This window comes from Streptomyces sp. NBC_01283 (genome assembly GCF_041435335.1).
In the GTDB taxonomy this organism is placed as follows: Bacteria; Actinomycetota; Actinomycetes; order Streptomycetales; family Streptomycetaceae; genus Streptomyces.
In genome coordinates this window covers 6,575,424-6,587,582 of the sequence record NZ_CP108430.1, presented here as the reverse complement: position 1 = coordinate 6,587,582, position 12,159 = coordinate 6,575,424, and the positions used below count along the sequence as shown (strand labels likewise).

Genomic DNA, 12,159 nt, shown 5'->3' with positions numbered 1-12,159 from the left:
CAGCTGGGCCTGGGCCGTCATCAGCCGGCCCCTACCGGCTCTGCAGCCGTGCGGCCGTCTCCCGGATCTCGGGGAGCGCGGCCGTCAGCGCCGCACCCGGGCAGGACGTGGAGTAGCCGTCGTTGTGCCCGGACACCGCGCTGAACGACTCGGTCGCCCCCGCCGGGTACCTGCTGAGGCTGTTCGAGGAGACCAGCCGCACCATGGAACGCGGGTCCACGTCCGCAAGACCGAGCTTCCACGCGACCAGCGCCGCCAGGGCATCGGTCATCGCCCGGGGCACAGGGACCCCCGCCGTGAACGTCCCGATCGCCGCTATCCCCACCGACCCCTTGTTGAAGCCCTGCGTGTGCGCCCCGATGACCGCTCTCTCGATGCCGCCCGCACGCCCCTCGTAGACGGTCCCGCACCGGTCGACGAGGAAGTTGTATCCGATGTCGTCCCACTGCCTCCCCTCCGTCTGGCCGGCGTACAGATAGCGGATGGTGCGCGGGGCATCGGCGCAGTCGTAGCCGTTCGGCGTGTCCGTGTGGTGCACGAACACCGCCCGGACCCGGTCGGCATACCGGGCCGGCGGCGGCTCGCCACCCTCACCGTCCAGCCACTGCGCGCGCGGCACCACACGAGGCTGCGCCGCCGGGTGCCCCACCGCCCTGCGCACCGGCGCCGCGGCCGCCGGCATCTGCGCATACCTCCCGGTCACACTCGTCCGCTCCCCGAGCCCGGCGACCGCCACCGGCCCTTCACCCGCCGACCCCGACGCCCCCGCCACTCCTGGTCCCACGAACAGCGCACACAGCAGCAGAAGCGCCACAGCCGCGACCCCGGGCACGCAGCCCAGCGCCGCACGCACCGCCGTCGGCACGCGCGCCGCGGACATCCCACGGAAGACACGCATGGTCCGACTCTCCGACCGACCCCAACCACCCGCGATCCACACTCCGCCATTCGAATGAACGCGAACGGACGCTGACGACGGCTGACCACTGCTGACGACCGCCGATGGGCCCTGATAAGCCCTGCTGAGCGCGGGTGAACGGTGTCGCCCCTCAGACCCCGCCCAGGTCCAGCCCCGGATTCGTGCGGGAAAGGATCATGTCGGTGCGCGGCTGGAGTGCCGCGTCGATCATCTCGGGCTGCGGAGTGATCCAGTAGCGCCCCTCCGCGGCCTGCTCGAAGACACGGCGGGCGTGCTCCTCCGGCGTGATCCCCTGGGTGTCGGCGCGCTGCTGGAGCTGTTCGTTGAACCCCGCTATCTCCGGCGGTATGCCGTCCCCCGGCCGCGCGGCCCTGAATATCTCGCTCTTGACCGAGTCCGGCAGTACGACCGAGACCTGCACGGGCGCCTGCCTCATCTGCAGTTCGTAGGCGAGGGATTCGGTGAGTGCGAGCGTCCCGAACTTGGTGACGCTGTACGGCGCCATCAGCGGGCTCGGCAGCAGTCCGCCGACCGAGGACACATTGAGCACCCAGCTCCGCGTGGACTGCTCGAGCAGGCGCGGCACGAAGGAACGTATGCCGTTCACATAGCCACCGATGTTGATCCGCAGGGCGGCGTCCCAGCGCTCGGCGGGGATCTCCCAGGAGTAGCCCATCGCCATGATCCCGGCGTTGTTGATCAGCATGTCGACCGCGCCGAAGCGGTCGTACGCCCGGTCCGCGAGGGCGTCGACGGAGAGCGGGTCGGACACGTCCGTCACGACCGGCTCGACCTCGGCCCCCGAGGCACGCAGCTCCTCGGCCAGGGCGGTGAGGCGCTCGGCGGCTATGTCGGCGAGGACCAGCCTCATGCCGAGCTCCGCCGCGTGCCGGGCGAACCCGGATCCGATGCCGGCGGACGCACCGGTGATGACGACGACCTTGCCCGCGAAGGTCTCGCCCGCAAGGGTCTGGCCTGCGTCACTCATGCCGCTCTCCTCTGTCGAATGTCGAATCTGCCGACGGAAGTGGGTGCGTGCCGCTCCGTCAGAAGTGGGTGCCGCCGTCGACCCGGATCTCGGTGCCGGTGATGAACTTGCCGTCCTGTGAGCCGAGCAGGGCGACGACCGAGGCCACGGACTCCGGTCCGGCGAAGCCCTGGCCGATGGCCGGGGCCAGCTTCATGAACAGGCTCATGTCGGCGTCCTCGGGCAGGCCGGGGCCCACGCTCTGCTTGCTGGCGCCGCTGCCGTCGGTCATGCCGCTGGATATGGAGCCGGGCTGAACGGAGTTGAAGCGGATTCCCTGCTTGCCGTACTCACTGGCCAGCGCGTGGGTCATGGACTGGACGCCGCCCTTGCTCGCCGCGTACGCCGCCATGTACGGGTGGGCGAACATCGCCGAGGTGGAGCTGAAGTTGATGACGGCGGCGTCTTCGCCGCCGAGCAGCGCCGGGATCGCCTCGCGGATCACCAGGAACGTGCCCACCAGGTTGATCTGGATGACGCGGTTGAAGGACTCCAGGCTGGTCTCGTGCGTGTGCGAGGAACGGAGCACGCCCGCCGCGTTCACCAGCACGTCCAGGCCGCCGAGCGCGGTGACGGCGGCGGCGACGCCCGCGCGCACCGAGATCTCGTCCGAGATGTCGACCACGAGGGTGGTGAGGCGGTCGGCCGCGGCGCCCGCCTTCTCGGCGGTGTCCTTCAGTCCCGCCTCGCTGACGTCGGCGGCAACTACCCTGCCGCCCTCGTCGAGGATCCGGAGGACGGTGGCCTGCCCGATGCCCGAACCACCGCCGGTGATGAGTGCGCGACGGCCTGCGTACCGGTTCATGAAATGCCTCCGATCAACTCCGGGCTCCCGGATCCGTCCACGGACCCGGCCTTCCCGATCTGATTTCAATGTACGCCTCTCTGGCACGTTTTGCCATGCCGACAATTCATGTATCAGGGTGAGAATCGCGCGTAGGCTGCGAGGGTGAGCACCCACCCGTCGCAGCCATCGCAGCCCTCGAAGCCACTGCCACCGGCTCAGGCCTCGCTGACCGAGCGCCGCAAAGCCGCCACGCAGCTCGACATCGCCCGTGCCGCAGCCGAGCTCTTCGCCGAGCGCGGCCCGGACGGCACCACGGCCGAGGAGATCGCGGGCCGGGCCGGAGTGGCGCTGCGCACCTTCTACCGGTACTTCCGCAACAAGCAGGACGCGGTCGCCCCGCTCCTCGCGGGCGGCGCCGCCGAGTGGCGGGCCCATCTGGCGGGCCTCGACCCGGCCGCCGGGATGCCGACGGCCCTGGAGCGGTCCATCGCGGACGCGCTGACCGCGGCGGACGACCGCGCGGCCGAGTCCCTGGAGTGGACCCGCGGCCTGCTGCGCGCCGCGCAGGACGACCCGGCGCTGCGCGCCGTCTGGTACCGCGTGAACCAGGAGTCCGAGGAGCAGCTCGTGCCCGTGCTCGCCCGGCTGGCCGGGGACGACGCCGACGCACTCGACGTACGTCTGGCGGCCGCGGCCGCCACCGACGCCATCCGCCTGGCCCTGGAGACCTGGGCGGCCGGGGACGCGCCCACCGAGGGGCCCGGCTCCCCCGCCGTCCTTGCGGTGCGCTGCCTGCGCGAACTGACGGGCGGGCTGCGGCTCCTGTCCGCCCGGCAGGGCGACGACACCTGAGGCCCGGCTGAGGCCCGGCGCCTGTCGCGGCGCCCCGGCTGCAGCTCCGCCTGCAGCTCCGCCTGCGTCCCCGCCTAGAGCTCCGGCTCCAGGTCCGGCGAGAAGGCCAGCAGGGCCACGTCGTCCCCGACTCCTCCGGAGAACCGCACCAGGTCCCTCCACACCGCGGACGTCAGTGCCGCCGGGTCGTCCCGAAGGTCGGTGCAGAGCACCGAGAGACGCTCGGCCAGCGGGTAGAAGGCGCCGGCCCCGTCCCGCGCCTCGGTCACCCCGTCGGTCACCGCGAGCAGCCGGTCGCCGGGCTTCAGGCCCACGGTCACCTCTTCGGGCGCCGTGAGACCCGCGATCCCCAGGCCGAGCGGAGCACCCGGCGCCACATCGAGCTCCTCGACGGACCCGCCGCGCAAGAGCAGCGGTGGCGGGTGACCGCAGGAGAGGATCCGCAGCTCAGGGGCATCGCTGCGGAATTCGAGGAGCACGGCGGTGGCGAAGAGCTCGGCGTGATCGGCCTCTTCGGAGTCCACCGCCAGGCGCCGGTCGAGCCGGGCGGCGACCCCCTCCAGGTCGGGCTGGTCGAGCACCGCCTCCCTGAAGGCACCGAGCAGCGCGGCGACCGTGCCGACGGCCGCGAGGCCATGCCCCTGCACGTCACCGACCAGTGCCATGACGCCGCTGGGGCCCTTGCGCACGTCGAAGAGGTCCCCGCCGACCAGCGTCCCGCCCTGTGCCGCGCGGTAGAGGCCCGCACATCGCACCGGGCCCACGCGTTCCGGCAGAGGCGGCAGGACGGCGAACTGGGCGGCCTCCGCGACGGTGCGGACGGTGACGAGCTGGGTGTCGCGCCGGCTGCGCACCCAGGCGAACATGACGCTCAGCACCGCCACGAAGGCGACCGTCAGCACATCGCTCTCCCCGGGGCGGCCGAGCCCGAACCCCGGCAGATAGAGCAGCAGCACCACGGTGGCGCCGAAGAGGGCCGTCGCGGAGGCGGCGTACGCCAGCGCGGCCAGTGGCGGCACGGCGGCGAGCAGGAAGCTGAGGTCGACCGTCTCCGGAGTGGACAGCTGGATGACGCAGATCACGACCAGGAGCACGGGCGGGGGCCAGCGCACCCAGTGGGGCGGCGGCGCGCCGCGCAGCCAGCCGGGCTCCTCGCGGTCCCGCCGGCTGGCAGCAGCGACCCTGAACATCGGTTCGCTCCTTCCGGTCGGCCTCCCCACGCTCCTACGCGCGCGTGCCCGCCGCACGCCGGGCCGGTCCGTCGGGTGGTGCCCCCGGGCCGGTCGAGGCGGACTCCAGGAGCGGCAGACCCAGGGGTGTCAGAGCACGCGCCCCATCAGCACGTCGTCCACGTACGCGCCGTCGAGGAAGAACTCGCCCGGCAGCACGCCCTCGACCACGAAGCCCTCGGACTCGTAGAGCGTGCGGGCCGGAGTGTTGTGGCCGAGCACCCGCAGCGTGACGCGCCGCGCGCCCTGTCGGCGGGCCTCCTCCACCGCGGCCCTGACGAGAGCGCGGCCCACTCCCCTGCCGCGCGCCTCGTCGGCGACGGCGAAGCCCAGGATCTGGCGCACGTGGGCGTTGGCGAGGAGGGCGGTGGGGTAACCGATCCGTATGTAGCCGACGACCACGCCGTGCAGCTCGGCGACCAAGTGGTCGCGCGGCCCGAAGCGTTCGCTGAAGAACGGCGGGTAGGGCCGCTGCGGAGCAGGCTGTACCGCGTGCAGGGTCGACCAGGTGGCGCGGTCGATGCGGCCGAGGGCTTCTTCGTCGTCCGGCAGGGCGGTCCGTATGTGCGTGTCCGGCATGGGCGTCACTGTACGACGGGCACATGACGCCTCCCGGCGGGTTTCCGGGGCAGGATGGCTTCATGGAGCCCACCCAGCCCGCACAGTCAGCCCTTTCCTCGCGGCGGTCCCGTATCGCCGTGGCCGGTGCGTCCGGCCTCATCGGAACGGCGCTGACACGCGCCCTCTCCGACGACGGCCACGAGGTGGTGCGACTGGTGCGCCGGGCACCTCGTACGAAGGACGAGGTGCGTTGGGACCCCAAGAAGGGGTACGTCGACACGGCTGGGCTCGCGGGCTGCGACGCGCTGGTGAACCTGGCGGGAGCCGGGATCGGCGACCACCGCTGGACGGACGCCTACAAGCAGGAGATCCGCGACAGCAGGGTGCTCGGCACCACGGCGCTCGCCGAGGCGGCGGCCTCCATGGACGCGCCTCCGCGGGTGTTCCTGTGCGCAAGTGCGATCGGCTACTACGGAGACACCGGTCAACGTGCGGTGGACGAGAGCGCCCCTTCCAGAGAGGGCTTCCTGCCGTCCCTGTGCGTGGAGTGGGAGGGTGCGGCCGCCGCGGCGCACGCTGCGGGCATCCGCACGGTCTTCTCGCGCAACGGCCTGGTGGTGGCGCGCGAGGGCGGAGCCTGGCAGCGGCTGTTCCCGCTCTTCAAGGCGGGGCTCGGCGGGCGCCTCGGCGACGGCAGGCAGTACTGGAGCTACATCTCGCTGCACGACGCGGTGGCCGCGCTGCGGCACCTGCTCGACACGGAGTCGCTGGCGGGTCCGGTCAACCTGACGGCGCCCGATCCGCTGACCAACCGCGAGGTGACGGCCGCGATGGGGCGGGTGCTGCACCGGCCCACGCTCTTCACGGCGCCCGCTCCCGCGCTGCGGGTCGTGCTCGGCGAGCTGGCCGGTGACGTGCTCGGCAGCCAGCGGGTCCTGCCGACCCGGCTCCTGGAGTCGGGATTCTCGTTCGCGTTCCCGGGCATCGAGGAGACGATCCGCGCGGCGCTGCGGTAGAAGGCCCTGCGGTAGAAGGCCCTGCGGCAGACGGCACTCCGGCGCGTCGCGCTCGGCGGGAACAGCACGCCCCCTCGATCGTCTTCTTCGCTTCTGCGATCCGTGTGCGACCGGCGTGCGACCGTGCCCGGTCGATGCGCGACTGCCACTGACCGTCCTTGCTCCTACCCTCGTGCGGAACTCGGTGATTCCGAAGCCCTGTTGAGGGCATGACGTCCCCAGCAGCCGCGCAACCTCGGGGAGGGACACGTGCCAGAGCCTGCGCACCATGCGGATGTCGTCATCGTAGGAGCGGGGGTCGCGGGTCTGTCGGCCGCCCACCAGCTGACCAGGGCGGGTGTAACGACCGTCGTCCTGGAAGCCGCCCCTTACGTCGGCGGGCGCATGTCGACGGAGAAGGTGGACGGGTTCCGGCTCGACAGGATCGGGCAGCTGCTCACCACGTCGTATCCCGAACTGCGTCACACGCCGGGGCTCGACGCACTCGTACTGCGGCCCTTCGTACCCGGCGTCGTGGTGCACAGCGACGGCAGGCACCACCGGGCCGTCGAGCCCACGAGCCCCCGGCGCGCAAGGGGCGCACTCACCGCAGCACGCGCCCTGGCAAGCGCCCCCAGGGGTTCGCGAACGGCACGCACCGCGCCGCGCACCACGCCCCGCACCGCCCCCCTCGGCGGCCCACTCGACCAGGCCCGCCTCGGCGCGGCACTCGCCAGGCTCGCGGCGACGGATCCGAAGCGCCTCCTCGCCCGCCCCGAACTCCCCGCGTCGGAGTCCCTCTTCGCCCGCGGCCTGCCCGCGCGTACCGTCACCGGCTTCCTGCGCCCGCTGCTCTCGGCGCTCCTCTGCGACCCGGGCCTGTCGACATCGAGCCGGTGCGCCGACCTCGCCCTGCACTCCTTCGCGCGCGGCCGGCTCTGCCTGCCCGAGGGCGGCGCCGAGGTACTGCCCGAGCTCCTCTCGGCCGCGCTGCCACCGGGGACGGTCCGCACCGGCGTACGCGTCACCGCCGTCTCCACGACCTCTGTCAGCACCGCTGAGCACGGCGAAGTGCGCTGTAGCGCTGTCCTGCTGGCCACCGATGCCCGTGCCGCCGCCGAACTGCTGCCCGGCCTGCGCGTGCCGTCCTTCCACCAGGTCACGGTGCTGCACCACGCGGCGCCCGACGCGCCGCTCGCCGAGCCCGCGCTGCTGCTCGACGCCGACCGTTCGGGCCCGGTCGCGCACACGGCCGTGATCAGCCACGTCGACCCGTCGCGCGCGCCCGCGGGCCGGACGCTCATCTCGTCTACGGTCCTCGGCCCGCCGCCGGACGAGCGGGCCGTCCTCGCCCATCTCGCCGATCTGTACGGCACATCGACCTCGCGCTGGGAATCCCTCGCGGTCCACCACACCCGCGAGGCGGTACCCGCGATGCCGCCCCCGCACGATCTGCGCCGCCCGGTGCGGCTGCTCTCGGGGCTCTACGTGTGCGGCGACCACCGGGACACCAGCACGGTGCAGGGCGCCCTGTACTCGGGCCGCCGCGCGGCGCGGGCCGCGCTCGCGGACCTCGGCGTGGACCCTGCGCACGGGTCCGGGGACCTGCCGATGGCGGCCTGAGCCCCAGCCGCCACCCCACCCCTCAGAAAGCCCAGCCCCCGACCCATCTAATCCATCCGACCTATGAGTCCCTCTGGAAGCCCTCGCGCCCCCACGCGAGGGCTTCCCCCTTTCCCGTACGCCCGCTTCGTACGACCCACCCCACCTCACCCGCCCCTGCAACTCCCCTTGCCTCACCCGCACCCCACGGCTACGGTCCCACCGGATCGCCAAGCCGCGGGAGGACTCACGTGCGTCGCACCATCCCGGTGATATCACTCATCCTCGGCCTATTCATGGGAGGTCTATCGTTGCCGACCGCCACAGCATCCACCGCAGCCACAGACGCAGCCGCAGCCGCAGCCGCAGCCGCCACAGCGTCCGACATACCGTCCGTGGTCCCCCGCCCCACCGACTGGACCGCACTCGACGGCCGTACGAAGCTCACCGAGCGCACCCGCATCCTGATCGATCCGCGCGCCGGATCCACCACCGCGCTCCCCTCGGGCCGCAGTGAATTCCCGGGCCCCGCACACCAGTCCGTACGCCAGCTCGCCGACCAGCTCCGCACGGAGATCAAGCAGGTCACCGGCATCACGCCCCGGATCGCGTCCCACACGGGCCGCCCGGCGGCCGGGGACATCGCCCTCCGGCTCACCGCCAAGGGAAGCCTCGTCAAGGGAAACCTCGCCAAGGAAAACCTCGGCGCCGAGGGATACGGCTTCGACAGCACGGGCCCGATCCGCATCGAGGCCGCGTCCACCCACGGCCTCTACTACGGCACCCGCACGCTCCTCCAGCTCCTGCGCTCCACGGCCGACGACCACCGCGCCGTGCCCCGCGCCAGCTCCATCGACCGCCCCGCGCAGTCCGTCCGCATGGTGCACCTCGACGCGGGCCGCAAGTACTGGAAGATCTCCTACCTGGAGAACCTGATCCGCAGGATGGGCGACCAGAAGCTCAACACCCTCTTCCTGCACCTCTCCGAGTCCGAGGGATTCCGCCTCTACAGCCCGAAGTTCCCCGGCCTCGCCGACCCCGACCACAGCTACAGCCGCGCCGACATCGAACACCTGAAGGCCTTCGCGGCCCGCCATCACGTCCAGCTGATGCCCGGCCTGGAGCTCCCCGGGCACGCCACCGTGATCAGCGACGCCTTCGGCATCGGCTTCGGCTCCGGGCCCGGCGCGTGCACCGGCGAGCACACCCACTCCCACCTCACGCCCGACTGGATCATCGACATGACCAGCGACAAGGCGATCGCGAAGTCGAAGGAGATCGTCGACGAGTTCGCGGGCTGGTTCGACGCGCCGCTGTTCTCCATCGGCGCGGAGGAGGTCCCCGGGCAGCTCGCCGAGTGCCCGCGCGTGAAGAACCACCTGGCGTCCGCGCCCGACGTGTCGACGCTCGGAGACCTCCTCAACCGCTACATCAACACCCTTGACGACGTGGTCACTTCACACGGCAAGCGCACGGCCGTCTACAACGGCTCCGAGCACCTGACCGCGCCCCAGCAGAAGGTCCACGACCCGGTCGTCTTCCTCACCTGGGAAGGCACGGGCGCCGAGCCCGAGATTCCCGGCCACGACGAGATCGCCATCGGCCCGTTCTACGACACCCCGAACAACTACCACCACCTGTACCCGGACGAGCCCTGGATGTACGACACCTGGGCGCCGAACACCGACCCCGACATGCTCGGCTCCGGCGTCACCAACTGGGCCGACTACAACTTCTGGGCCGACGACGGCTACTTCGAGCAGAGCATGGCGGGCGCCCGCGCGATCCTCGCCGACCGCGCCTGGAACAGGTCCGCGACACCGGACACCCTCGCCGACTTCAGGGCCCGCGCCGCCCGCATCGGTGACCCACCGGGCACGACGCCCGCGCCCCTGCCGCCCAGGGTCGAGGGCCGGCCGAGCCATCACTGGACGTTCGACGACGCGTCGTACCCCAGCGGCTGGACGTACGCGGGCAGTCCAGGGAACACGATCCTCGCCGAGGACGTGGCGGGCGGCCTCTCCGGCACCTCGTACATCATCAACAACCCCACACCGGTGGAGGGCGAGCGCGGCCGGGCGTGGCGCTTCGACTCCGACCGGGACGGCGTGGGCTTCGGCGGTCTCGACGTCGCCGAACCGTGGACGGTGTCGGTGCGGGTCCGCCCGACGGCCAGGACCGGGGACCAGGTGCTGCTCAGCTCCAGGGCGGGTGCGCTGAAGCTGATGCAGCACGGCACCGGGAAGGTCGGTTTCACGCGGTACGGCGCGGCCGACTTCAGTTTCGAGCACACGCTGCCGCTCGACCGCTGGACGCGGCTGACGTGGGTGACGACTCCGGGGCGCACCACCTTGTACGCCGACGGGCGGCGGGTCGGGTCCGTCGCGGCGTCGATCCCGCTGCCGCTGCGGTCCATCGGGACGGAGAAGGCGAGCCTGCGCGGCGACCTCGACGAACTCACGACGTGGGACGAGGCGTTGTCCCCCGAGAAGGTCGCGCGCCTGCGCTGAGCCGGGTAGCCCGCTCAAGCCATGTACGCGGACACCGTGTAAGGGGCGGGGCTGCGCAGCCCCGCCCCTTACACCCGCCCTCCTCCTTACCTGCTGCCCCGGCGTCACCCCAGGGCAGCCACCCGGTCGCGATACCCGCGTACCGCCGCAGCGTCGCGGTACGGCTCAAGCCGCCGCTCGAAGTCGCGTACGTACTCGACCGCTCGCACCGACCGCATCTCCCCCGCGGCCTGTGCCGCCTCCGCGCCGAGCTGGCAGGCCTGCTCCAGCTCGCCGAGGCCCAGGCGTGAGGTGGCGAGGACGATCCGGCAGAAGAGGCGGCTGCGGGCGTACCCGGGGGCGCGCAGCTGGAGCGAGCGCTCCGCGTGCTGGGCGGCCACGCGGTACTGCTGGAGGTCCCGGTGGCAGTGCCCGAACTCGTCCGCGAGCTGCGCCTCGTCGAAGAACCGCGCCCAGTAGGGGACTTCGTCGCCCGGACGCGATGTCTCCAGGGCGCGCTCGGCCCGCACCATCGACGCCGTGCACGCCCGCACCTCGCCGAGCACACCGTGGCCGCGTGCCTCGACCGAGTGCAGCAGGGCCTGCACGACGGGCGGGGCCGATGACCCGACGCCCTGCTGGGCCACCCGCGCCAGCTGTACGGCCTCTCTGCCGTGCCCGAGATAGACGGCCTGGCGGCTCATCGTGACCAGGACGTACGAGCCGTACGCGCGGTCGCCGGCCGCCTGCGAGAGCCGCAGCGCCTGGACGTAGTAGCGCTGGGCCAGGCCGTGCGCCGCGATGTCGTACGACGTCCAGCCCGCGAGCCGGGTGAGGTCGGCGGCGGCCGCGAAGAGCCGCCGCCCGGCCTGCTCGCCGTACGTGCCGCGCAGCATCGGCTCGGCCTCGTGCTCCAGATAGCGCACGAGCGCCTGCCGGGCGTGCCCGCCGCCGTACGCGTGATCGAGCGCCCGGAACAGTTCGCCGACGGAGCGCAGGGCCGAGATGTCGCCGCTGGTCACCCTCGCTCCGACGCCCCGCTCGGGCTCCTTGCGCTGACGCGGTATGGCGGGCCTGCCCTGGGTGGGCACGCGGGCGCTCGGCGGATAGTCGCCGCGGCCGACCCGGTCGTCGGCGCGGCCGATCAGCCAGTCCCTGCTGGGGACGACGAGGCCCGCCGGGGTGAACGCGATCTTCCGCAGTTCGGCGTGGCTCCCGGAGTCCTTGCGCCAGAGCCCGCCGACGATGTCGATCGCCTCTTCGGGGCTCGCCGCGAATTCGAGCCCCGCGTACACCGGAGCGCATGCGTCGAGCCCCAGGTCCTGTGCGGAGAGGCGGCGCCCCAACCGCCGTGTGAAGACCTCGGCGATGAGGGCGGGGGTGGTGCCGCGCGGCTGCTGTCCGCGCAGCCAGCGGGTCACCGATGTCTTGTCGTACCGCAGATCGAGACCGTGCTCGAGGCCCAGCTGATCGACGCGGCGCGCGAGCCCCGCATTGGAGAACCCGGCTTCTGAGATAAGCGCGGCTAGCTGGCGGTTGGGGGTGCGCTGCGGAGGTCGTTCCGTCATCAGCTGTGCGGTCTCCTGCCTTTCGGGCGTTGCCTTGAGCAGCCCTTATGGCTCCGTGAACGGCGTGAATGTAGCGGCCCTCACCGCCCTCATCGCGACCTTCGACCCGCATTCATCCGATCGTGTGAGG

At 72.2% G+C, this 12,159-nt stretch carries 10 protein-coding genes; 4 read left to right on the top strand and 6 right to left on the bottom strand.

Translation table 11 applies throughout. The features are described 5' to 3' along the window. Positions 1-31: 31 nt before the first annotated feature. The 3 genes from OG302_RS29810 to OG302_RS29800 all read right to left on the bottom strand — a co-directional run bounded on the left by OG302_RS29810 (position 32) and on the right by OG302_RS29800 (position 2,751). Positions 32-898: a peptidoglycan recognition protein gene (locus OG302_RS29810; RefSeq protein ID WP_371529596.1), complete on the bottom strand. Its 867-nt coding sequence runs from the start codon at positions 896-898 to the stop codon at positions 32-34. A gap of 151 nt (positions 899-1,049) precedes the next feature. Beyond that, complete coding sequence (locus OG302_RS29805; protein ID WP_371529595.1) at positions 1,050-1,907, bottom strand: SDR family NAD(P)-dependent oxidoreductase; 858 nt, start codon at positions 1,905-1,907, stop codon at positions 1,050-1,052. Positions 1,908-1,965: 58 nt separating this feature from the next. Then, positions 1,966-2,751: an SDR family NAD(P)-dependent oxidoreductase gene (locus tag OG302_RS29800; protein WP_371529594.1), complete on the bottom strand. Its 786-nt coding sequence runs from the start codon at positions 2,749-2,751 to the stop codon at positions 1,966-1,968. 144 nt (positions 2,752-2,895) lie between these two features. Between OG302_RS29800 and OG302_RS29795 the strand changes: the two genes are divergently transcribed. Then, a complete protein-coding gene (locus OG302_RS29795) occupies positions 2,896-3,585 on the top strand; it encodes a TetR family transcriptional regulator (protein ID WP_371529593.1) in 690 nt (229 codons plus the stop codon). A 74-nt stretch (positions 3,586-3,659) separates the two neighbouring features. Here OG302_RS29795 and OG302_RS29790 read toward each other — a convergent pair whose 3' ends face one another. After that, positions 3,660-4,775 (bottom strand): PP2C family protein-serine/threonine phosphatase, encoded by a 1,116-nt coding sequence (locus OG302_RS29790; protein ID WP_371529592.1) that lies wholly within the window; start codon positions 4,773-4,775, stop codon positions 3,660-3,662. Between the two features lie 129 nt (positions 4,776-4,904). Beyond that, entirely contained in the window at positions 4,905-5,393 is a 489-nt protein-coding gene (locus OG302_RS29785) for an N-acetyltransferase family protein (RefSeq protein WP_371529591.1), read from the bottom strand. A 62-nt stretch (positions 5,394-5,455) separates the two neighbouring features. On the opposite strand from OG302_RS29785, the gene OG302_RS29780 reads away from it, so the two are divergent. The 3 genes from OG302_RS29780 (at position 5,456) to OG302_RS29770 (ending at position 10,482) form a co-directional block, all read left to right on the top strand. Beyond that, entirely contained in the window at positions 5,456-6,391 is a 936-nt protein-coding gene (locus OG302_RS29780; RefSeq protein ID WP_371529590.1) for a TIGR01777 family oxidoreductase, read from the top strand. 249 nt (positions 6,392-6,640) lie between these two features. Continuing rightward, positions 6,641-7,993, top strand: coding sequence for an NAD(P)/FAD-dependent oxidoreductase (locus OG302_RS29775; protein ID WP_371529589.1), 1,353 nt, complete (start codon positions 6,641-6,643; stop codon positions 7,991-7,993). 374 nt (positions 7,994-8,367) lie between these two features. Then, positions 8,368-10,482: a family 20 glycosylhydrolase gene (locus tag OG302_RS29770; protein ID WP_371529588.1), complete on the top strand. Its 2,115-nt coding sequence runs from the start codon at positions 8,368-8,370 to the stop codon at positions 10,480-10,482. A 104-nt stretch (positions 10,483-10,586) separates the two neighbouring features. Here the strand turns inward: OG302_RS29770 and OG302_RS29765 are convergent, their stop codons facing one another. Then, positions 10,587-12,029, bottom strand: coding sequence for a regulator (locus OG302_RS29765; RefSeq protein ID WP_371529587.1), 1,443 nt, complete (start codon positions 12,027-12,029; stop codon positions 10,587-10,589). Positions 12,030-12,159 lie beyond the last annotated feature (130 nt).